This is a genomic window from Streptomyces sp. (assembly GCF_031181555.1).
In the GTDB taxonomy this organism is placed as follows: Bacteria; Actinomycetota; Actinomycetes; order Streptomycetales; family Streptomycetaceae; genus Streptomyces; species Streptomyces fimbriatus.
Genome location: NZ_JAPSKQ010000024.1, coordinates 22,159 through 43,163, shown reverse-complemented (window position 1 = coordinate 43,163; position 21,005 = coordinate 22,159). Strand labels below are relative to the sequence as shown.

Annotated in this window: 19 protein-coding genes; 6 read left to right on the top strand and 13 right to left on the bottom strand. The window is 72.1% G+C overall.

The genetic code is table 11. From position 1 onward, the window contains the following. Positions 1-2: 2 nt before the first annotated feature. From RIM90_RS07930 to RIM90_RS07895, 8 genes are all read right to left on the bottom strand, one after another. Positions 3-1,784 carry a glycoside hydrolase family 15 protein gene (locus RIM90_RS07930; RefSeq protein ID WP_309059868.1) on the bottom strand — a complete coding sequence of 594 codons (1,782 nt, stop codon included), beginning with the start codon at positions 1,782-1,784 and terminating at the stop codon, positions 3-5. Between the two features lie 121 nt (positions 1,785-1,905). Then, complete coding sequence (locus tag RIM90_RS07925; RefSeq protein WP_309059879.1) at positions 1,906-2,703, bottom strand: SURF1 family protein; 798 nt, start codon at positions 2,701-2,703, stop codon at positions 1,906-1,908. Positions 2,704-2,753: 50 nt separating this feature from the next. Then, on the bottom strand, positions 2,754-2,987 hold the full coding sequence (locus RIM90_RS07920) for a hypothetical protein (protein ID WP_309059867.1): 234 nt from the start codon (positions 2,985-2,987) through the stop codon (positions 2,754-2,756). Positions 2,988-3,108: 121 nt separating this feature from the next. Then, on the bottom strand, positions 3,109-4,092 hold the full coding sequence (locus RIM90_RS07915) for a DEDDh family exonuclease (protein WP_309059866.1): 984 nt from the start codon (positions 4,090-4,092) through the stop codon (positions 3,109-3,111). A gap of 110 nt (positions 4,093-4,202) precedes the next feature. Continuing rightward, positions 4,203-5,210, bottom strand: coding sequence for a CopD family protein (locus RIM90_RS07910; protein WP_309059865.1), 1,008 nt, complete (start codon positions 5,208-5,210; stop codon positions 4,203-4,205). A 117-nt stretch (positions 5,211-5,327) separates the two neighbouring features. Beyond that, positions 5,328-6,713, bottom strand: a complete 1,386-nt coding sequence (locus RIM90_RS07905; protein WP_309059864.1) for a CoA transferase — start codon at positions 6,711-6,713, stop codon at positions 5,328-5,330. A 126-nt stretch (positions 6,714-6,839) separates the two neighbouring features. Continuing rightward, the gene (locus RIM90_RS07900) at positions 6,840-8,366 is read right to left on the bottom strand and encodes a S8 family serine peptidase (protein ID WP_309059863.1); all 1,527 of its coding nucleotides are present in this window, start codon (positions 8,364-8,366) and stop codon (positions 6,840-6,842) included. A 60-nt stretch (positions 8,367-8,426) separates the two neighbouring features. After that, positions 8,427-9,959, bottom strand: a complete 1,533-nt coding sequence (locus RIM90_RS07895) for a S8 family serine peptidase (RefSeq protein ID WP_309059862.1) — start codon at positions 9,957-9,959, stop codon at positions 8,427-8,429. 334 nt (positions 9,960-10,293) lie between these two features. Here RIM90_RS07895 and RIM90_RS07890 point away from each other — a divergent pair, with 334 nt between their 5' ends. The 3 genes from RIM90_RS07890 (at position 10,294) to moaA (ending at position 13,425) form a co-directional block, all read left to right on the top strand. Further along, a complete protein-coding gene (locus tag RIM90_RS07890) occupies positions 10,294-10,650 on the top strand; it encodes a DUF485 domain-containing protein (protein WP_309059861.1) in 357 nt (118 codons plus the stop codon). Next, positions 10,647-12,275, top strand: coding sequence for a cation acetate symporter (locus tag RIM90_RS07885; protein ID WP_309059860.1), 1,629 nt, complete (start codon positions 10,647-10,649; stop codon positions 12,273-12,275). Before RIM90_RS07890 ends, RIM90_RS07885 begins: the two co-directional genes overlap by 4 nt. 160 nt (positions 12,276-12,435) lie before the next feature. Continuing rightward, complete coding sequence (gene moaA, locus RIM90_RS07880) at positions 12,436-13,425, top strand: GTP 3',8-cyclase MoaA (protein WP_309059859.1); 990 nt, start codon at positions 12,436-12,438, stop codon at positions 13,423-13,425. Positions 13,426-13,429: 4 nt separating this feature from the next. On the opposite strand, the gene RIM90_RS07875 is transcribed toward moaA, so the two are convergent. Further along, entirely contained in the window at positions 13,430-13,654 is a 225-nt protein-coding gene (locus tag RIM90_RS07875; RefSeq protein WP_309059858.1) for a hypothetical protein, read from the bottom strand. A gap of 268 nt (positions 13,655-13,922) precedes the next feature. After that, positions 13,923-14,321: a DUF3099 domain-containing protein gene (locus RIM90_RS07870; RefSeq protein WP_309059857.1), complete on the bottom strand. Its 399-nt coding sequence runs from the start codon at positions 14,319-14,321 to the stop codon at positions 13,923-13,925. Between the two features lie 244 nt (positions 14,322-14,565). On the opposite strand from RIM90_RS07870, the gene RIM90_RS07865 reads away from it, so the two are divergent. Continuing rightward, positions 14,566-14,844: a GlsB/YeaQ/YmgE family stress response membrane protein gene (locus tag RIM90_RS07865; RefSeq protein WP_309059856.1), complete on the top strand. Its 279-nt coding sequence runs from the start codon at positions 14,566-14,568 to the stop codon at positions 14,842-14,844. Between the two features lie 123 nt (positions 14,845-14,967). Here RIM90_RS07865 and tyrS read toward each other — a convergent pair whose 3' ends face one another. The 3 genes from tyrS to RIM90_RS07850 all read right to left on the bottom strand — a co-directional run bounded on the left by tyrS (position 14,968) and on the right by RIM90_RS07850 (position 19,217). Beyond that, positions 14,968-16,236, bottom strand: a complete 1,269-nt coding sequence (gene tyrS / locus RIM90_RS07860; RefSeq protein ID WP_309059855.1) for a tyrosine--tRNA ligase — start codon at positions 16,234-16,236, stop codon at positions 14,968-14,970. 66 nt (positions 16,237-16,302) lie between these two features. After that, positions 16,303-17,697, bottom strand: coding sequence for a metallopeptidase TldD-related protein (locus RIM90_RS07855; protein ID WP_309059854.1), 1,395 nt, complete (start codon positions 17,695-17,697; stop codon positions 16,303-16,305). Beyond that, entirely contained in the window at positions 17,694-19,217 is a 1,524-nt protein-coding gene (locus tag RIM90_RS07850; protein WP_309059853.1) for a TldD/PmbA family protein, read from the bottom strand. Before RIM90_RS07850 ends, RIM90_RS07855 begins: the two co-directional genes overlap by 4 nt. Positions 19,218-19,523: 306 nt before the next feature. Between RIM90_RS07850 and fabG the strand changes: the two genes are divergently transcribed. Together fabG and fabI are read left to right on the top strand one after the other, a co-directional pair. Next, positions 19,524-20,228 carry a 3-oxoacyl-[acyl-carrier-protein] reductase gene (gene fabG, locus RIM90_RS07845; RefSeq protein ID WP_309059852.1) on the top strand — a complete coding sequence of 235 codons (705 nt, stop codon included), beginning with the start codon at positions 19,524-19,526 and terminating at the stop codon, positions 20,226-20,228. A 5-nt stretch (positions 20,229-20,233) separates the two neighbouring features. Then, positions 20,234-21,001 carry an enoyl-ACP reductase FabI gene (gene fabI / locus RIM90_RS07840; protein WP_309059851.1) on the top strand — a complete coding sequence of 256 codons (768 nt, stop codon included), beginning with the start codon at positions 20,234-20,236 and terminating at the stop codon, positions 20,999-21,001. Positions 21,002-21,005 lie beyond the last annotated feature (4 nt).

Below are 21,005 nucleotides of genomic sequence, written 5' to 3'. Positions count from 1 at the left end.
CCCTATCCTGCCTCCTCGCTCCCGAACAGGGCGAGGGCGGTGTGCACCAGGCCGATGTGGCTGAACGCCTGCGGGAAGTTGCCCAGCAGCCGCCCGCCCACCGGGTCGTACTCCTCCGCCAGCAGACCCACGTCGTTGGCGAGCCCCAGCAACCGCTCGAACAGCTCGCGCGCCTCCTTCGTCCGGCCCGTCATGTGCAGGGCGTCCGCGAGCCAGAACGAGCACACCAGGAACGTGCCCTCCCCTCCGGGCAGCCCGTCGACGGCCGCCCGGTCGGTGGAGTAGCGGTGCAGGAAACCGTCCTGCCCGAGTTCCGCGCGGACCGCGTCGATCGTGCCGAGCACCCGCGGATCGCCGGGCGGCAGGAAACCCACCCGGGGGATCAGCAGCAGGGCGGCGTCGAGTTCGCGCGAGCCGTAGAACTGCGTGAAGGTGTTCCGCTCGGGGTCGTAGCCCTTCTCGCACACCTCCCGGTGCACCTCGTCGCGCAGCGCCCGCCAGCCGTCGAGGTCGCCGTCGAAGTCGGGGTGCTCCTGGAGCGTGCGCACGGCACGGTCGGCCGCCACCCACACCATCACCTTGGAGTGCACGAAGTGGCGCCGGCCGCCGCGCACCTCCCACAGTCCCTCGTCCGGCTGCCGCCACGCCGTGCGCAGGTAGTCCATCAGGACCCTCTGCAGCGCCCACACGTCCGGCTGCGGGGACAGCCCCGAACGCCGGGCCAGCGCCAGGGAGTCCATGACCTCGCCGTACACGTCGAGCTGGAGCTGGTCCACGGCGGCGTTGCCGACTCGTACGGGCGTGGCGCCGTCGAAGCCGGACAGCCACGGCAGCTCGAACTCGGGCAGCCGCCGTTCGCCCGCCAGGCCGTACATGATCTGCAGATCCGCGGGGTCGCCCGCGACCGCGCGCAGCAGCCAGTTGCGCCAGGCCTCCGCCTCCTCCTGGTAGCCGGCCGCCAGCAGCGCGTTCAGGGTGAGCGTGGAGTCCCGCAGCCAGCAGAAGCGGTAGTCCCAGTTGCGCACGCCGCCCGGCTCCTCCGGCAGCGAGGTGGTGGGCGCGGCGACGATGCCGCCGGTGGGGGCGTAGGTGAGCGCCTTGAGGGTGATCAACGACCGGACGACCGCGTCCCGGTACGGGCCGTCGTAACGGCAACGGGCCACCCAGGCGCGCCAGTCCGTGGTGCTGTGCCGCAGCGAGGAGTACGGGTCGATCAGCGGCGGCCGCGGCTCGTGGGACGGGTGCCAGGTGAGCACGAACGCGACCCGTTCGCCCTCTCGCACCGTGAACTCCGAGAGCGTGCCGTGGTCCTCGCCCCAGGTGTGCACCTCCGGCACACTGCGCAGCCACATCGAGTCCGGCCCGGCCACCGCCACCCGGTGGCCGTCCTCCCGGCGCACCCAGGGCACGACCGAGCCGTAGTCGAAGCGCAGCCGGAGCGTGCTGCGCACGGTCACCTCGCCGCGCAGGCCCTGCACGATGCGCACCAGGTCGGGCGCGCGGTCGCGCTGGGGCATCAGGTCGGTGACCCGCACCGCCCCGTCCGGGGTCTCCCAGTCGGTGTCCAGGATCAGGGTGTCGGGCCGGTAGGCGCGGCGGGCGCACCGGTCCGCGCCGACGGGGGCGATGCGCCAGTGGCCGTTGTCCTCGTCACCGAGCAGCCGGGCGAAGCAGGCCGCCGAGTCGAAGCGGGGCAGGCAGAGCCAGTCGACCGAGCCGTCCGCGCCCACCAGGGCAGCGGTCTGTTCGTCGCCGATGAGCGCGTAGTCCTCGATACGGTGCACGGTGTGCGGGTTCCCGGCCGTGCGGCGCGGCAATCAGGGCGGAGGCGGGCGAGTGGCGGAACCGCCGCCGACCGCGCCGCCGCCGACCGGGCCGGCGGCGAGTCCGCGCGCCGGGCGGGTCCTAGACCGCCGCCGGTTCCGACTCCTCGGCGCCGGCCTTCCCGGCGGCCGCCTCCGCGCGCTCCCGGGCCTCGCGGCGGACCAGGATCACCCAGCCGACGGGGACGCCCGCGGCGAACAGCCACCACTGGACGGCGTACGCCATGTGGTTGCCGATGCCCTCGTGGTCGGGGGCGGGGATCAGCTCGGGCGTGTCCCCGGCCGGCGCGGGCTCGGTCAACTCGATGTAACCGCCGAGGACCTGCTTGCCGAGGCGCTCGGCCGCCTGCCCGCTGTTGATCAGCATGACCTGCCGGTCGGGCAGCTCCTCGAGGTTCTTGATGCCGCTGTCCTCGGTCGTCTGGTCCGGCAGCAGCCGCCCGGTGACGGTGATCTCGCCCTCCGGCGGCGCGGGGATCTCCGGGAACGTGCTCTGGCTCCGCTCGTCGGAGGGGACCCAGCCCCGGTTGACCATGAGGACCCTGCCGTCGTCGAGCACGAAGGGGGTCAGGACGTGGTAGCCGACCCTGTCGTCCGCGTTGGTGCGGCGGCGCACGACGACCTCGTCGTCGGGGGCGAAGCGGCCCTTCGCCGTCACCCTGCGGTACCGGTCGTCGTCGTCGACCTTCGCCCCGGGCGAGGTCAGGGACTCGGCCGGCACCGGCTCCGCGGCCAGGGAGTCGGCGATCACCCGGTTCAGCGCGACGCGGCGCTCGTGGCGGTGCAGCTGCCAGAAGCCCAGCTCGATCATCGTCGGGATGAGCACGAGCGCCACGAGGGTGAGGATCACCCACTGGCGGGACAACAGGAAGCGGTACACCCCACGACCGTACAACTCGGTCGTGGGGTCCATGGAGGCGGGTGCGTCCTTCACACCCGGTCGACGATCCCCGTCTTCCCCTCGGCGCGGGCGCAGTGGGCGCCGCAGTACCAGTGGCCGTCGGCCTCGACGCCCTGGCCGATGATCTGCACCCGGCAGTGCTCGCAGATCGGGGCCATGCGGTGGATCGCACAGGAGAAGCAGTCGAAGACGTGCACCGCGCCCTGCGCGTGTACCTCGAAGGTCATTCCGTAGCTGTTGCCGCAGACTTCACATGTCGCCATGCGCCACAGGGTGAGCCGTCGGCCCGGCGCGGGCGAGCGGGCGGCGGGCGAGTCGCCCGGCAATCACCCGTCCGTACGGTCCGGCCCTCCCGTGTGCCCGGATCCCCCGTCTCCGCGTCGGTCAGCCGTCCGAAGCGGGTTCGACGTCCCCGAGCAGCTGGCCGAACGCGGCCTCGTCGACGATCGGCGTGCCGTACTGCCGGGCCTTGACCACCTTGGAGGTGCCCGAGTCCGGGTCGTTGGTGACGAGGAGGCTGGTGAGCCGGGACAGGCTGGTGGCGATGTGCAGCCCGGCCTCGGTCGCGCGGTCCTCCAGCAGTTCCCGTTCGACGGAGGTGTCACCGGAGAAGGCCACCCGCATGCCCTGTTTGAGTCGTTTGCCCGGTTCGTATCGGCCCGGGTTGGGGTAGGGGCAGGCGGGCCTCTTGCGGGACGGGCGCCAGCCGGCCGACCGGTACCCGCCGGGCCCCGCCTGCTGCGCGGTGCGGGGCCGGTCCGTCCACTCCGTCAGCGGCCGGCACTCGTGCAACGGCAGCCGCACACCGCTCGCCGCCGCGGCCCGCAGGCTGGGCCGGAACGCCTCCGCCAGCACGCGCGCGTCGTCCAGCGCGTGGTGCGCCCGCCGCTGGACGACACCGAAGTGCGCGGCGAGCGACTCCAGCTTGTGGTTGGGCAGCGGAAGCCCCAGCTCCTTCGAAAGGGCGATGGTGCACAGCCGCTGCTTGACCGGCGCCTCGCTCCGGGCGCGGGCGTACTCCCGGGCGATCATCTGCCAGTCGAAGACGGCGTTGTGCGCGACGAGCACCCGGCCCTCCAGCCGGGTCGCGAACTCCCCGGCGATGTCCCGGAAGAGGGGCGCCCCCTCCAGCGCCTCGCTCGTCAGGCCGTGGATCCACACCGGGCCCGGATCCCGCTCCGGGTTGACCACCGTGTACCAGTGGTCCTCGACCTCGCCGCGCGCGTCCAGCCGGTAGACGGCCGCGGAGATGATGCGGTCGTCGCGGGCCAGCCCCGTGGTCTCCACGTCGACGACCGCGTATCCCTGCGGGTACGCGGCCGGCCACGCGGTGGGGGAGGGCGCTGCGGTCGTGAGGTCTTCGAGCATGGTTCACGAGGATACGGGCCACGACTGACAGTGCTGCCCGTCAGGTTGCCGCGCGCGGCCCGCCCGTCCGGGAAGGGGGGCCGGAGGCCGGCCGGCCCGGCCCCCCCCCCTCACCAGCGGATCGGTACCGGCAGAGCGGTCAGCAGGCCCGACACGGCGACCACCACGCCCAGTAGGTACACCTCCGCCCGCGCGGGGGTGGCGGCGGTCAGCGGATCGGACGCGCGGGCCAGCCGGACGCGGGCCCACAGGGCGAGGGCGGCGACACCGGCCATCAGGACCACCTTGGCGAGCAGGACGCGCCCGTACGCCGTGTCCGTCAGCTGCTCCAGGATCGTCTCCGGCGGCATCCTGCGCAGCGAACTGCACACCCCCGTCGCGGTGATGGCGACGAGCAGGACGGCCGCCACGCGCGCGTAGCGCCCCAGCAGCGCGCCGCCCGCCTCCGCTCCCCGCCACAGCCGCAGGGTGCGCAGCGCGTGCAGCAGACCGCCCACCCACAGCGACGAGCAGATCAGGTGCACCAGCGTCAGCCCGGAGCCGACGAGCGGGCTGTACTCGGTCGTCGGATGCGCGCGCAGGGCCTCCGCGGCGATCACCGCGGCCAGCGGCCAGACCTGGGTGCCCGGACGGGCGGACGCGGCGCACAGGGCCGCCGCGAGGAACGCGTTGACCTCCAGGAGGGCGAGCTTGCCGTCCCGGGTCGCGTACAGGCCGCCGACGTCGATGTCGGCCAGGCTGTCGGGAACCAGGTTGCCGGTGGCCACCACGGAGGCGAGCCCGAGGGCGGCCACGAAGCCGACGGCGCCCGCCGCGACGGACCAGCTGCGGGGCGCGGCCGCGGGAGCGCCGGGCACGGAACGGACCAGCCGGTTGACGAACAGCTCGCCGACGGGTACGGACAGCGCCGCGAACAGCACCGTACGCAGCAGGGCTATGCCGCCGGTGCCGGGCGCGTCGGCCTCCCCGGTGCCGTGCAGCGCGGGGGACGGGCCGAGGAGCGGTATCAGCGCGGCCAGTGCCACCAGCACGATCACGGCGACGGCCCGGCCGGCGCCGGGACGCCTGGCGCCTCTGTGCGCACCGGTCGCCCCGGACCTGGGGTTTGTCAGAGTCACCCCAGGATCTTCACAAGCGCTCACAGAACCGGGCAAGTCCGGGGTGGAAGTGACGGTGCGGCATGCCGTGCCGACGGACCGCTTCGCGCCGTCCGGCCCGTCGCACCGGCCCGCTCGTCACTCCCAGCGTGCCGGATCGGCTCCCCACGGCCCGGGCGGCCGTGCCCAGTCGTCCGGACCGCCGGCGAACGACACCGGGGACGACGCGTACCGCAGCGTCCCCAGAGGGCTGTCCCGCCGCGCGAGCCAGGCGTCGGCGGACACCTCGGACACCCCTCCGTCCGAAGCCCCGTCAATCCCCGTGCGCACGCCCGCGGCTCCTTCGAGCAGCCATCCCGCGGTCCGCGCCAGTGCCACCCGTACGACCCTGCTGCCGCCCTCGTCCATCTGCTCGGTGAGCGCCCGCAGCACCCCCGCCGCCAGCAGGTACCCCGTGCCGTGGTCGAGCGCCTGGGCCGGCAGCGCGCCCGGCCGCCCGGCCGAACCCTCGGTCGCCGCGATCCCCGTGGCCACCTGGACCAGGCTGTCGAAGCCGCGCCGGTCGCCCCACGGCCCGCGGGCACCCCACGCCGACAGCTGGGCCACCACCACGCCGGGCCGGCGCTCGGCCAGCGCCTCGGGGGTCAGCCCGAAGCGGTCCAGCGCGCCCGGACGGTACCCGGTGACCACCACGTCCGCCGTCGCGAGCAACTCCTCGAAGGTGTCCCGGCCGGTCGCCAGGTCCAGCCGCGCCGACCGCTTCCCGAAGCCCGTGTCGGCGTGCTGGTCGGGGAGTTCGGGCAGCCACGGGGCGTCCACGCGCAGCACGTCCGCGCCGAGCAGGGCGAGCGTGCGCGTGGCGACCGGTCCCGCGACGACCCGGGTGAGGTCCAGCACCCGCAGCCCGGCGGCGGGCAGCAGCGGATCCCGGCCCGCGCGCGTGCACACCCGCGTGCGGGCGGAATCCAGCCGCTCCCGCTCCACCAGAGGGAGTTTCCCCACCGCCGCGCCCTGTTCGTGCGCCGCCCACTCCCCGGGCGTCCGCAGGGCGACGGTGAGGCCCCCGGCCGCGTACACGGCCTCCTCGGCCTCCCGCGCCGACCACTCGGCGAGCGCCGCCGCCACCGCCTCCGGATGGTCCGGCACGCCCAGCGCGGTGAGCAACCGGGCCCGGTGGTGCGGGTAGTTGGCGTGCGTGCGCACCCACCCGTCGGCCGTACGCCAGAACCGCGACAGCGGCGCGAAGGCGACCGGCGCCCGCCCACCGACCCGCAGGTGCCGCTCGCTGACGAACGCCGTGGCCACCGCCCCGTCGTCCACCCGCACCGCCGGTGCGCCGGCGAGTCCGGCCCGCCGCGCCGCCAGTTCCGCGGCGGCCAGCGCGCACACGCCCACACAGGCGCGCGCCGCCTCCCGTACCGGGAGGCGCGCCCGAAGCACACCGGACCGTTCGACGGTCGACACGCGCGCGAGGAGGGCGGGATCGCCGCCCAGCGCGGACCAGGCGGAAGCGATATCGGTCATGACTGCACTATGCGGTATTGACCGAATCAACAGGAGGGGCGGCCGGTCACGGGGCCCGGACAGCGGAAGGGCCGGGCGAGACGCCCGGCCCACCGCTCTCACGGGCCCTGCCCGAGAGTCACCGCGTCACCGCGTCACCGCGTCCAGCGCGTCGGTCATGCCCCAGCCGTAGAAACCGTTGCGGTTCTTCGGGCCCTCGCACACCGCGTCGGCCTTGCCGTCGCCGTTGATGTCGTACGGGTCCGCGCACGCGGTGGCGTCGGCCTGCGCGTACAGCAGGGCCTTCACCAGCGCCGGCGAGGCGTGCGGGTGCGTCGACTTGATCAGCGCGGCGACGCCCGCGACGTGCGGGGACGCCATCGACGTACCCGCCATGTAGCCCCACTTGCCGCCGGGCAGCGTGCCCAGGATCAGGCCGCTGGTGGCGGGGGCCTCCGGCTTCTGGTACGCCGTCGAGTCGCCGCCGGGCGCGGCGATGTCGACGACACCCCGGCCGTAGTTGGAGAAGGACGACTTCAGCCCCTTCGCGCCGGTCGCCGCGACCGTCACGACACCCGGCAGCTGGGTCGGTATGTCGTAGCACTCGGACGGGTCGACGACCCGGTCCGACGGGGTGGAGTCGTTCGGGGAGACCGGGTCGGTGATCTCGTCGGCCGCGAGGTCGTAGTTCTCGTTGCCGGCCGCGGCCACGTTGACCGCGCCCTTGCGCTCCGCGTACCGCGAGGCCCGGGTGACGGCCTCGACGAGCGCCTTCTGGTCCGGGTCGTTCGTGCAGTTGAAGTACCAGGGGTCGGTGTAATAGCTGTTGTTGGTGACGTCGACCCCGTGCTCGGCCGCCCACACGAAGCCGCACACCACGGCCTCCGTGTAGAAGAAGCCGTCCGGGTTGGACACCTTGATGCCCGAGACCTTCACGCCGGGCGCCACACCGGTCATGCCGACGCCGTTCTTGGCGGCGGCGATCTCACCGGCGACATGCGTGCCGTGCGCGCTCTCCGACGGGCCGGGCCGCCAGGCGCCCTCGCTCGTGTCCGGCTTGCCCGACACGCAGTTGACCGACGCGGCCCGGTCGAAGTTGGGCGCGATGTCGGGGTGGGTGTCGTCGACGCCGGTGTCGATGACGGCGACGGTGACCTCCGGGCTGCCCAGCGACTTCTCGTGCGCCCGGTCCGCCTTGATGGCGGGCAGGTCCCACTGCAGCGGCTGGAGCGGGTCCTGCCCCTCGGCGGCCTCGGCCTCGGCGACCTCCGCCGCGCTGAGCACCTTCGGGGTGCCCATGTCGGCCGTGGCCGCCGACGGCAGCGGCGCGGTGCGGGTGGCGCCGGCCGACTGCACCCCGCGCACCTTCCGGACGGTCTTCGCGAAGTCGGGGTTCGAGGAGTGGACGACGATGACGCCGATCTTGTCGTACGACGTCACGATGGTGCCGCCGGCCCTGCCGATCGCCTTCTTCACGTGCGCCGACGTGCCGTGACCGCCACGGACGTTGACGACGTAGCTGAGCGGGGTCGCCTCGGCGGAGGTCACGGCCGCCTCGTCGGCGGCCGGCGCGGCCGTGGCCGCGGTGTTCGGCAGGAACGCGAGCGCCGTGGCCACGGCCATCCCGGCCGGGATCACGAGCGCGCGGCGGTGACGCGGGTGAGACGCAGTCATGGGGTCTCCAGTTCGTTCACGAATGCGGGCGGACGGGGCCGAAGCGCGGTGCTCCGGGGCTCACTTGACGGCGCGCAGCGCGTTGACGATGCCGAAGCCGTAGAAGCCGTTGACCCGGCTGCCGCCCTCGCACGTCGCGTCCTGCGTGCCGTCACCGTCCTGGTCGTAGGACTCCGGGCAGCCCGGGTTGTCCGCCTGCGCCTTCAGCAGCGCCTGCAACTGGGCCGGGGACGCCCACGGGTGCTTGGACTTCAGCAGCGCGGCCACACCGGCGGCGTGCGGCGAGGCCATCGAGGTGCCCTGCAGGAAGGCGTACGCGCCGTTCGGCATGGTGGACAGGATGCGCCCGTCCTTCGACGGCGTGTCCGGCAGCTGGTAGCGGCGGTCGCCGCCCGGCGCCGCGACGTCGACGACGCCCTTGCCGTACGTGGAGTAGTACGACTTGAGGTTGTGGACGCCCGTCGCGCTGACCGTGACGATGCCCGGCAGCTGGGTCGGCACGTCGAGGCACTCGCTCGGGTCGATGGTCCGCGTCACCGGCGTGGAGTCGTCCGGGCTGGAGTCGTCGACGATCGCGTCGGAGGCCAGGTCGTGGTTGGAGTTGCCGGCCGAGGCCAGGTGCAGGGTGCCCTTGCGCTGGGCGTACAGCTGGGCGCGGTTGACCGCGTCGACGATCGCCTTCTGGTCGGGGTCGTCCATGCAGTTGTACAGCCACGGGTCCACGTAGTAGCTGTTGTTCGTGATCTCGACGCCGTGGTCGGCGGCGAACACGAAGGCGCAGACGACGTTCTCCGGGTAGAAGAGGCCGTTGTCCGGGTCGCTCACCTTGATGCCGGAGACCTTGACGCCGGGGGCGACGCCCGCGACACCGATGCCGTTGCGGGCCGCGGCGATCTCACCGGCGACGTGCGTGCCGTGGTAGTCGTCGGCGGTGTACGGACGCCAGGCGCCCTCGCTCGTGTCGGCCTTGCCGCCCACGCAGTTCGCCGACTGGGACGCGGAGAAGTTCGGGGCGAGGTCCGGGTGGGTGTCGTCGACGCCGGTGTCGATCACGGCGACGGTCACCTTGCTGCTGCCCGGGTTGATCTTCGCGGCCCTGTCGGCGCCGATCGCCCGCAGGTCCCACTGGTCGGCCTCGAGCGGCTCGCTGCCGGGGGTCCCGGCGGAGGCGGCCTTCGTCCGCGCGGCCTCGGCGGCCGTCACGTAGTCGGCGGCGCCCTCGTCCGTCGTGCCGGCGCGGGTCAGCGGCGCGGTGCGGGTGGCGCCGGCGGACTGGACGCCGCGCACCTCGCGCATCTCCTTGCCGAAGTCCGGGTTCGCCGAGTGCACGACGATCACGCCGATCCTGTCGTACGTGACCACGACGGTTCCGCCGGCCGCGGCGATCGCCTTCTCCACCGACGCGATCGTGCGGCGGTCCACCTTGGTGTTGACGACATACGCCAGGGTGGGCGCGTCCGTCGCCCGCTCGGCCGCCGGCGCCGTCTGCGGGGCCGCCGAGGCCGCCGCCGGCAGGAAGCCGAGCGAGGCGGTCAGGGACAGCACGACGGGCACGGCGAGGGCGAGCCGGCGTCTGGAACGCAGATGAGCCATGGGATCTCCACATCATCCGGAAACAAAACCGGCCCGAGGCACAGGTGGTGCTCGGGCAGGTACATGACGGGTAGTGCAGGGTGAAGCTATCCCGCGATGTTGCTGGCCAGCAACGTTTTCCCGGAAGGACTTCACAGAGGAGGCCCCGGATGTCCCACAGAGGTCCCGCGCGGTGTCCCGTACGACGTCCCCGGCGGCGTGCCGCGCGACGTCCCGCGGAAAGAAGCGGACACGGTTGAACCGGTCCTCGCGTGGCGCCGTGACCTTGTGCAGGAAGCGCGAGGACACTCGGCTTCCGTCCCCGTCCGACCGCACCACTACGCGAGGAGACTCCGTGGCCGCCGAAGCACCGCCCCCCTCGACAGAGCAACACAAACTCCCCACTCCCGAGGAGTTCACCGAGGTGCAGGAGAGCGCTGAGTTCGGTGAACTGCGCCGCTCCTACCGCTCCTTCGCCTTCCCGCTGACCGTCGCCTTCATCGCCTGGTACCTGCTGTACGTCCTGCTCTCCAACTACGCGGGCGACTTCATGGGCAACAAGCTGTTCGGCAACATCAACGTCGCCTTCGTCTTCGGCGTCCTGCAGTTCGTCACCACCTTCCTCATCGCCTGGTGGTACTCCCGGCACGCCGCCGCCAAGCTCGACCCCAAGGCCGAGGCCATCAAGACCCGTATGGAGGGCGGCGCATGAGCCCCGCGATCACCCATGTCCAGCTCGCCGCGAACGAGGCCAGCGAGCACCGCGGGCTCATCATCACGCTGTTCGCGCTGTTCGTCGTCGCGACCCTCGGCATCACCGTCTGGGCCGGCCGCCAGACCAAGGACGCCGCCGACTTCTACGCGGGCGGGCGCCAGTTCAGCGCCTTCCAGAACGGACTGGCGGTCTCCGGCGACTACATGTCGGCCGCTTCCTTCCTCGGCATCGCGGGCGCCATCGCCCTCTTCGGCTACGACGGCTTCCTCTACTCCATCGGCTTCCTGGTCGCCTGGCTCGTGGCGCTGCTCCTGGTCGCCGAGCCACTGCGCAACTCCGGCCGCTACACCATGGGCGACGTCCTCGCCTACCGCATGCGCCAGCGCCCCGTGCGCACCGCGGCCGGCACCTCCACCATCGTCGTGTCGATCTTCTACCTGCTGGCCCAGATGGCGGGTGCGGGCGTCCTCGTCTCGCTGCTGCTCGGCATCACCTCCGACGCCGGCAAGATCCTCATCGTCGCCCTCGTCGGCATCCTGATGATCGTGTACGTCTCCATCGGCGGCATGAAGGGCACCACCTGGGTCCAGATGGTCAAGGCCGTGCTGCTCATCGGCGGCACCCTCCTGATCACCTTCCTGGTGCTGCTGAAGTTCAACTTCAACATCTCCGACCTGCTGGGCGAGGCCGCCGAGAACAGCGGCAAGGGCGCGGCCTTCCTGGAGCCCGGCCTCCAGTACGGCGCGACCGGCACCTCCAAGCTGGACTTCATCTCCCTCGGCATCGCCCTGGTGCTCGGCACCGCCGGCCTGCCGCACATCCTCATCCGCTTCTACACGGTGCCCAACGCCAAGGCCGCCCGTAAGTCCGTGAACTGGGCCATCGGCATCATCGGCGGCTTCTACCTGATGACCATCGCGCTCGGCTTCGGAGCCGCCGCGCTGATCTCCCAGGACGAGATCATCGCGTCCAACCCGTCCGGCAACACGGCCGCCCCGCTGCTCGCCCTGCATCTGGGCGGCGTCGACTCCGCCTGGGGCGCGATCCTGCTCGCCACCATCTCGGCGGTCGCCTTCGCGACGATCCTCGCCGTGGTCGCCGGACTCACCCTCGCCTCGTCGTCCTCCTTCGCGCACGACATCTACGCCAACGTCATCCGCAAGGGGAAGGCCACCGAGAAGGAGGAGATGCGGGCGGCCCGCTGGGCGACCGTCTTCATCGGCGTCGTCTCCATCGCCCTCGGCGCCCTCGCCCGCGACCTCAACGTGGCCGGCCTGGTCGCCCTCGCCTTCGCGGTCGCCGCGTCCGCCAACCTGCCGACCATCCTCTACAGCCTGTTCTGGAAGCGCTTCACCACCCAGGGCGCGCTGTGGTCGATCTACGGCGGTCTCATCGTCGCCGTCGGCCTGGTGCTGTTCTCGCCCGTGGTCTCCGGTGACCCCAAGGCGATGTTCCCGGACGTCGACTTCGCCTGGTTCCCGCTGAAGAACCCGGGCATCATCTCCATCCCGTTCGGCTTCCTGATGGGCTGGCTCGGCACCGTCCTGTCCAAGGAGGAGCCCGACGCCAAGAAGTACGCGGAGCTGGAGGTCCGGTCCCTGACCGGCACCGGCGCCCACTGATCCACCCGCCCCGGACGGCCGCGTCGCAGGGACCCCTGTAGGTCCCTACGACGCGGCCGTCCGGCATCTCGTCGCATCGGATCGCTGTGGGTTGTCGGTGGCGTCACGTAGGCTCGCAGACATCGGACAGGAGTGATCCGCGTCGAGGGAGGGGGCCCGCGTGCTCATCGACACCTACGGCCGAGTGGCCACCGACCTGAGGGTCTCGCTGACCGACCGGTGCAACCTGCGGTGCACCTACTGCATGCCCGAGGAGGGCCTGCAGTGGCTGGCCAAGCCGGACCTGCTCACGGACGACGAGATCGTGCGCCTCATCGGCATCGCCGTCACCTCCCTCGGCATCGAGGAGGTCCGCTTCACCGGCGGCGAGCCCCTGCTCCGTCCCGGCCTGGTCGGCATCGTCGAGCGCGTCGCCGCCCTCGAACCCCGCCCGCAGATGTCGCTGACCACCAACGGCATCGGTCTGAAGCGCACCGCGCCCGCCCTGAAGGAGGCGGGCCTGGATCGGGTCAACGTCTCCCTCGACACCCTGCGCCCGGACGTCTTCAAAGCCCTCACCCGCCGCAACCGCCACCAGGACGTCCTCGACGGCCTGTCCGCCGCCCGCGAGGCCGGACTGACCCCGGTGAAGGTCAACTCGGTCCTGATGCCGGGGCTCAACGACGACGAGGCCCCCGACCTGCTGGCCTGGGCCGTGGAACACGACTACGAGCTGCGCTTCATCGAGCAGATGCCCCTGGACGCCCAGCACGGCTGGAAGCGCGACGGCATGATCACCGCGGGTGACATCCTCGCCTCCCTGCGCACCCGCTTCGAGCTGACCGCCGAGGGCGACGACGCGCGCGGCTCGGCACCGGCCGAGCGCTGGCTGGTCGACGGCGGCCCCCACCGCGTCGGCGTCATCGCCTCCGTCACCCGCCCCTTCTGCCGGGCCTGCGACCGCACCCGCCTCACGGCCGACGGACAGATCCGCACCTGCCTGTTCGCGACCGAGGAGACGGACCTGCGCGCCGCCCTGCGCTCCGGCGCCCCCGACGAGGAGATCGCCCGGGTCTGGAAGCTGGCCATGTGGGGCAAGAAGGCGGGCGCGGGCCTGGACGACCCGGACTTCGTTCAGCCCGACCGGCCCATGTCCGCGATCGGCGGCTGAGGGACTACGCCCCCTCGGGCGCCCGCCAGTCCTCGAACCGCACGACGTCCTTGAGGAACCCGCGCACCCCGAGGAACTGCGACAGGTGCTCGCGGTGTTCCTCGCACGCCAGCCACGTCTTGCGGCGCTCCGGCGTGTGGATCTTCGGGTTGTTCCAGGCGAGCACCCACACGGCGGCGGAGCGGCAGCCCTTGGCGGAACAGATCGGCGTCTCGGGATCAGGGACCATCACACCGCCGACCCTAACCCGGTCGCCCCGGTGTGCGGGCACGGGGAGAACACGGGGAAAAGGCGACGCCGAGCAGCCACGGGGGGAGCTGCCCGGCGTCGGTCCGTCGCTCCGACGGGGGATGCGGAGCGCGTACGAAGTATGTCACGGGTCACCCCGCCCCCGGCACCGGAACAACATGATTGATCTGAGCTTTTCTTGAGCTTGGCGGGGAAGTGTCTTTCGCCCGGCGCCGTTTCCCGTCACGCCCGGTCCTCCCGCCCGGCCCTCACGACCGCTCGGGCCGCTCCGTTCGTGCGCCCGGTGCGGGCCCGGACGCCACGTCCTCCGCGCCCGGTTCCGCGTCACCGTCATGCGGCCGCGGGGGTGCGATCATCGGCTTCATCGGCGTCGTCACGAAGGTCGACGGCAGCGACGGCGCGTTCTCGCGTCCCGCGTTGGCGATCACCACCGCGATGTACGGCAGCACCGCTCCCAGAACCAGCGCCACGATCGCCACATGCCGTTCCACGTTCCAGAGCGTCGCCGCGAGGATGACCGAGATCGTACGGACGGCCATCGAGATCACGTAGCGGCGCTGCCGCCCGCGCACGTCCTCCTGGAGGCCCGCCCGGGCGCCGGTGATCCGGAACACCTGGACGCTGCCGCCGCCATGCTGCTTCCGCATCACATTCCACCATCCGCCCGCATCGGACTCTTCCCGGCCCTGACCGTCCCGTGGCCGGTCGGGGACACCGGGCCCGGACAGGTCCACGGTACGCCGCGTGCGCGCGGGCCACGAGGCCGGGTCGTCCCGTACCCGTCCGCCCGGCCTGCGCCGCAGCGCGTACGGCACCACCCGACATGCGGCGTACCGCCGCTCGGCCGACACTGGCCGTAATGCTCACGTCACGTCGTACGAGGAGGCAGCCATGGGCTGGTTGTGGGCGATCATCGTGGGATTCGTGCTCGGCCTGATCGCCAAGGCGGTGATCCCGGGCAAACAGCACATCCCTCTGTGGCTGAGCACCATCTGCGGCATCCTCGGTGCCATCGCGGGCAACGCCGTGGCGCGGGGCTTCGGCGTGGACGAGACGCGCGGCATCGACTGGAGCCGGCACGTCTTCCAGGTGGTGGCGGCGATCGTCATCGTCTTCTTCGTCGACATGCTGTACAACGCGATGCAGCGCAGAGGGCGGCAGCGGGTCTGACCGCCTCGCGGTACGGCGACCACGCACCGGGCGGCGGGCGCACGACGAGGGGGCGGCCTCCGTCACCCACCGGAAACCGCCCCTCGCGGGCCCGCGGACCGAGGCCGTCCGCCCGCGCCGGTCTCAGCCGGCCGTGACCTCCACCGCCGCCAGGTTCTTCTTGCCCCGGCGCAGCACCAGCCAGCGCCCGTGCAGCAGGTCCTCCGTCACGGGCACGGCGTCCTCGGCGGTGACCTTGGCGTTGTTCACGTAGGCACCGCCCTCCTTCACCGTGCGCCGCGCGGCCGACTTGCTCGCCACCAGACCGACCTCGGCGAACAGGTCGACGACCGGGCCGAGCTCGGACACCCGGATGTGCGGCACCTCGGAGAGGGCCGCCGCCAGCGTCCGGTCGTCCAGGTCCGCCAGCTCGCCCTGGCCGAAGAGGGCCTTGGACGCGGCGATCACGGCGGCCGTCTGGTCGGCGCCGTGCACCAGCGTCGTCAGCTCCTCCGCCAGGGCGCGCTGCGCGGCCCGGGCCTGCGGCCGCTCCTCCGTCTGCCGCTCCAGCTCCTCCAGCTCCGCACGGGACCGGAAGGACAGGATGCGCATGTAGCGCGAGATGTCCCGGTCGTCCGTGTTCAGCCAGAACTGGTAGAACGCGTACGGCGTCGTCATCTCCGGGTCGAGCCAGACGGCGCCGCCCTCGGTCTTGCCGAACTTGGTGCCGTCCGCCTTCGTCATCAGCGGCGTCGCGTAGGCGTGGACGGTGGCGTCCGGCTCCAGCCGGTGGAGCAGGTCCAGCCCCGCCGTGAGGTTGCCCCACTGGTCGCTGCCGCCCTGCTGCATCGTGCAGCCGTACCTCCGGTACAGCTGGAGGAAGTCCATGGCCTGCAGCAGCTGGTAGCTGAACTCCGTGTAGCTGATGCCCTCGGAGGACTCCAGGCGCCGGGCGACGGAGTCCTTGGTCAGCATCTTGTTGACGCGGAAGTGCTTGCCGATGTCCCGCAGGAACTCGATGGCGGAGAGGTTCTGCGTCCAGTCGAGGTTGTTGACCATCGTGGCCGCGTTCTCGCCCTCGAAGGACAGGAACGGCTCGATCTGGCGGCGCAGCCGCTCGACCCAGCCGGCGACGGTCTCCGGCGGGTTCAGCGTGCGCTCCGCGGTCGGGCGGGGGTCGCCGATCTGGCCCGTGGCGCCGCCGACCAGCGCCAGCGGCCGGTGACCGGCCTGCTGGAGCCGGCGCAGGGTGAGCACCTGCACCAGGTGCCCCACGTGCAGCGACGGCGCGGTCGGGTCGAAGCCGCAATAGAACGTGACGGGACCGTCCGCGAGCGCCTTGCGCAAAGCGTCCTCGTCAGTGGACTGGGCGAACAGCCCGCGCCACTTCAGCTCGTCGACGATGTCCGTCACGGTTCTCGTGTCTCCTTGATGATCTTCGGCCGGTCGGGTGACAGCCGACTGCGAACGCCTACGAGGTTATACGCCCTGGCTGACGGAGCTCATGTTGAAATCGGGGACCCGCAGCGCAGGCATCGCCGCCCTGGTGAACCAGTCCCCCCACTCCCGGGGCAGCGTCTTCTCCGTACGCCCCGCCTCGGAGGCCCGGCCCAGCAGGTCCACCGGCGACTCGTTGAACCGGAAGTTGTTGACCTCGCCGGTCACCTCGCCGTTCTCGACGAGGTAGACGCCGTCCCGGGTGAGACCGGTCAGCAGCAGCGTCGCCGGGTCGACCTCGCGGATGTACCACAGGCAGGTCAGCAGCAGCCCGCGCCCGGTCGCCGCGACCATCTCCTCCAGGGAGCGGTCCGAGCCGCCGTCGAGGACCAGGTTGTCGATCCCCGGTGCCACGGGCAGCCCGGTCAGGCCCGCGCTGTGCCGGCTGGTGGTCAGGTGCGTCAGCTCGCCCTCGCGGATCCACTCCGTGGCCGTCAGCGGCAGCCCGTTGTCGAACACCGACTGGTCGCCGCCGGAGGAGTGCGCGATCACGAAGGGCGCCGACTCCAGACCCGGCTCGTTCGGATCGCTGCGCAGGCTCAGCGGCAGCTCGGTCAGCCTCTCGCCGATCCGGGTGCCGCCGCCCGGCTTGGAGAACACCGTGCGGCCCTCGGCCGCGTCCCGGCCCGAGGCCGACCACATCTGGTAGATCAGCAGGTCCGCCACGGCGGTCGGCGGCAGCAGCGTCTCGTACCGGCCCGCGGGCAGCTCCAGGCGCCGCTCGGCCCAGCCCAGCCGTACGGCCAGCTCGGCGTCGAGCGCCGCCGGGTCCACGTCCTTGAAGTCCCGCGTGGCCCGGCCCGCCCACGCCGAGCGCGTACGGTCCGGCGACTTGGCGTTCAGCTCCAGCGTCCCGTTCGGCTGGTCGTGTCGCAGCCGCAGTCCCGTCGACGTCCCCAGGTAGCTGGAGACCAGCTCGTGGTTGGCGAAGCCGTACAGCTCCCGCCCGCCCGCACGCGCGCGTGCGAACGCCTCGCCGAGCGCCGGCGCGAAGTCGGCGAACACGGCGGACGAGGTCTCCGCGGGCGCCTCGGTGAACCCGGGGGACCCGGTGACCCCCGTGACCAGCGGCTGAGCGTCCTCGGCCGGTCCGGCGCCCCGCGCGGCGGCCTCGGCGGCCCGCACCAGCGGCTCCAGCTCGTCCGCGGTCACCGCGGACCGGGACACGACCCCGGAGGCGGTGCCCCGAGCGCCGTCCACCGTGGCGATGACGGTGAGCGTGCGCCCGCGCGTGACGCCGTTCGTGGTCAGCGCGTTGCCCGCCCAGCGCAGGTTGGCGGTCGAGTGCTCGTCGGCGATCACGACACAGCCGTCGGCCCGGGACAGCTCCAGAGCGCGCTCGACGATCTCGTGCGGCTTGGTGATACGCGCGCTCATCGACCCGCCTCCTGCGTGGTGTTCAGAATGTTGACTCCCTTGAACAGGGCGGACGGACAGCCGTGCGAGACCGCCGCCACCTGCCCCGGCTGGGCCTTGCCGCAGTTGAAGGCACCGCCCAGGACGTACGTCTGCGGACCGCCGACGGCGGCCATGGAGCCCCAGAAGTCGGTGGTGGTCGCCTGGTAGGCGACGTCCCGCAGCTGCCCCGCGAGCCGCCCGTTCTCGATCCGGTAGAAGCGCTGCCCGGTGAACTGGAAGTTGTAGCGCTGCATGTCGATGCTCCACGACCGGTCACCGACGACGTAGATGCCCCGGTCCACGCCCCCGATCAGATCCTCCGTCGACATCCCCGCGGGATCCGGCCGCAGCGACACGTTGGCCATGCGCTGCACGGGCACGTGTCCGGGGGAGTCCGCGTAGGCGCACCCGTTGGACCGCTCGAACCCGGTGAGCTTCGCGATCCGGCGGTCCAGCTGGTAGCCGACCAGGACGCCGTCCTTCACCAGGTCCCAGGACTGCGCCTCGACCCCCTCGTCGTCGTAGCCGACGGTCGCCAGGCCGTGCTCGGCGGTGCGGTCGCCGGTGACGTTCATCAGCTCCGAGCCGTAGCGCAGCTTCCCGAGCAGGTCGAAGGTGGCGAACGAGGTCCCGGCGTAGGCCGCCTCGTAGCCGAGCGCGCGGTCCAGCTCGGTGGCGTGCCCGATGGACTCGTGGATGGTCAGCCACAGGTTGGACGGGTCGACGACCAGGTCGTACAGTCCCGGCTCCACGCTCGGCGCCCGCATCTTCTCGGCGAGCAGCTCCGGGATCCGCCCCAGCTCGTCGTCCCAGTCCCAGCCGGTGCCCCGCAGGTACTCCCAGCCACGGCCGACGGGCGGTGCGAGGGTCCGCATGGAGTCGAACTCGCCGCTCGACCCGTCCACCGACACGGCCGTGAACACCGGGTGCAGCCGCACCCGCTGCTGCGTGGTCACGGTCCCGGCGGTGTCGGCGTAGAACTTGTTCTCGTGCACGGTGAGCAGCGAGGCGTCGACATGGTCCACCCCGTCCGCCGCCAGCAGTCGCGCGCTCCACTCGGCCAGCAGCCCGGCCTTCTCCTCGTCGGGCACGGTGAACGGATCGATCTCGTACGACGACACCCAGGTCCGGTCGGCGTGCACCGGCTCGTCGGCCAGCTCCACCCTCTCGTCCGACCCGGCCGCCCGGATCACCTGGGCGGACAGCTTCGCCATCGCCACGGCCTGCGAGGCGACCCTGGCGGCGGCGTCGAGGGTCAGGTCCACACCGGACGCGAACCCCCACGTCCCGCCGTGCACCACGCGCACCGCGTACCCGAGGTCGGTGGTGTCCGACGACCCGGCCGGCTTGGCGTCCCGGAACCGCCAGGACGCACTGCGCACCCGCTCCAGGCGGAAGTCCGCGTGCTCCGCCCCGAGCGCACGCGCGCGTGCCAGCGCGGCGTCGGCGAGGGCCCTCAGCGGCAGTGCCAGGAACGACTGATCGACTTCATGGGGCACGGTGTGGTTTCCCTTCGGGGTGCGTGCCGGGGTGACCGTCACGGGCAGTGAATCATGCCGCACAGCCCGCGCTCTCCGGAAAATCCGCACACCGGCGTTCCCGGTCCCCGGGAGCCCCGGGGACCGGCGGTGCCGGCGGGCGCGTGACTGTAGGGATCCGACAGAGCGGCCCGTCGGCCACTGTCGGTGCCCGAATGTCCTCCGGCGGACCCGGACCGATAGGTTTTCGGAGTAGCCGCCTGTCATCGTCGCCTGTCGTCCGGGTGTTCGGGCGGAGAACGAAACCGCTATCGAAAGGGTGATCCGTTGAGCCGCTCGGTTCTCGTCACCGGAGGAAACCGGGGCATCGGCCTCGCCATCGCCCGCGCGTTCGCCGACGCCGGCGACAAGGTCGCCGTCACCTACCGCTCGGGAGAGCCGCCGGCCGGCTTCCTCGCCGTCAAGTGCGACATCACCGACACCGAGCAGGTGGAGCAGGCCTACAAGGAGATCGAGGAGGCGCACGGCCCCGTCGAGGTCCTCGTGGCCAACGCCGGCGTCACCAAGGACCAGCTCCTGATGCGCATGTCCGAGGAGGACTTCACCTCGGTCGTCGACACCAACCTCACCGGCGCCTTCCGGGTCGTCAAGCGCGCCAACCGCGGCATGCTGCGCGCCAAGAAGGGCCGTGTCGTGCTGATCTCCTCGGTGGTCGGGCTGCTCGGCTCCGCGGGGCAGGCGAACTACGCCGCCTCCAAGGCCGCCCTGGTCGGCTTCGCGCGCTCCCTCGCCCGTGAGCTGGGCTCGCGCAACATCACCTTCAACGTCGTCGCGCCCGGCTTCGTCGACACCGACATGACCAAGGCGCTCACCGACGAGCAGCGCGCGAACATCGTGTCGCAGGTGCCGCTCGGCCGGTACGCGCAGCCGGAGGAGATCGCCGCGGCGGTGCGGTTCCTCGCCTCGGACGACGCCTCGTACATCACTGGAGCCGTCATCCCCGTTGACGGCGGACTGGGAATGGGTCACTGATCACCATGAGCGGAATTCTCGAGGGCAAGCGCGTCCTGATCACCGGTGTGCTGACGGAGGCCTCCATCGCCTTCCACACCGCGAAGCTGGCCCAGGAGCAGGGCGCCGAGGTCATCCTGACCGCGTTCCCGCGCCCCACCCTGACCGAGCGCATCGCCAAGAAGCTGCCCAAGCCCGCCAAGGTCATCGAGCTCGACGTCACCAACGACGAGCACCTCGGCCGCCTGGCCGACCTCGTCGGCGAGGAGCTCGGCGGTCTCGACGGCGTCGTGCACTCCATCGGCTTCGCGCCGCAGGACGCGCTCGGCGGCAACTTCCTCAACACGCCGTTCGAGTCGGTCGCCACGGCCATGCACGTCTCGGCGTTCTCCCTGAAGTCGCTGACCATGGCCTGCCTGCCGCTGATGCAGAACGGCGGCTCCGTCGTCGGCCTCACCTTCGACGCGCAGTACGCCTGGCCGCAGTACGACTGGATGGGCCCCGCCAAGGCCGCCCTGGAGGCGACCAACCGTTACATGGCCCGCGACCTGGGCAAGCAGAACATCCGCTGCAACCTGATCTCGGCGGGCCCCCTCGGCTCCATGGCCGCCAAGTCCATCCCCGGCTTCAGCGAGCTGGCCTCCGTCTGGGACACCCGCGCCCCGCTGGAGTGGGACCTGAAGGACCCGGAGCCGGCCGGCCGCGGTGTCGTCGCCCTGCTGAGCGACTGGTTCCCGAAGACCACGGGCGAGATCGTCCACGTCGACGGCGGTCTGCACGCGGTCGGTGCCTGACCGA

Excerpts from the sequence above, each read along its gene's own strand:
- RIM90_RS07920 (WP_309059867.1), bottom strand. The coding sequence starts at position 2,987 with ATGGCGACATGTGAAGTCTGCGGCAACAGCTACGGAATGACCTTCGAG.
- RIM90_RS07915 (WP_309059866.1), bottom strand. The coding sequence starts at position 4,092 with ATGCTCGAAGACCTCACGACCGCAGCGCCCTCCCCCACCGCGTGGCCG.
- RIM90_RS07905 (WP_309059864.1), bottom strand. The coding sequence starts at position 6,713 with ATGACCGATATCGCTTCCGCCTGGTCCGCGCTGGGCGGCGATCCCGCC.
- RIM90_RS07900 (WP_309059863.1), bottom strand. The coding sequence starts at position 8,366 with ATGACTGCGTCTCACCCGCGTCACCGCCGCGCGCTCGTGATCCCGGCC.
- RIM90_RS07895 (WP_309059862.1), bottom strand. The coding sequence starts at position 9,959 with ATGGCTCATCTGCGTTCCAGACGCCGGCTCGCCCTCGCCGTGCCCGTC.
- RIM90_RS07885 (WP_309059860.1), top strand. The coding sequence starts at position 10,647 with ATGAGCCCCGCGATCACCCATGTCCAGCTCGCCGCGAACGAGGCCAGC.
- RIM90_RS07875 (WP_309059858.1), bottom strand. The coding sequence starts at position 13,654 with ATGGTCCCTGATCCCGAGACGCCGATCTGTTCCGCCAAGGGCTGCCGC.
- RIM90_RS07870 (WP_309059857.1), bottom strand. The coding sequence starts at position 14,321 with ATGCGGAAGCAGCATGGCGGCGGCAGCGTCCAGGTGTTCCGGATCACC.
- RIM90_RS07865 (WP_309059856.1), top strand. The coding sequence starts at position 14,566 with ATGGGCTGGTTGTGGGCGATCATCGTGGGATTCGTGCTCGGCCTGATC.
- RIM90_RS07855 (WP_309059854.1), bottom strand. The coding sequence starts at position 17,697 with ATGAGCGCGCGTATCACCAAGCCGCACGAGATCGTCGAGCGCGCTCTG.
- fabI (WP_309059851.1), top strand. The coding sequence starts at position 20,234 with ATGAGCGGAATTCTCGAGGGCAAGCGCGTCCTGATCACCGGTGTGCTG.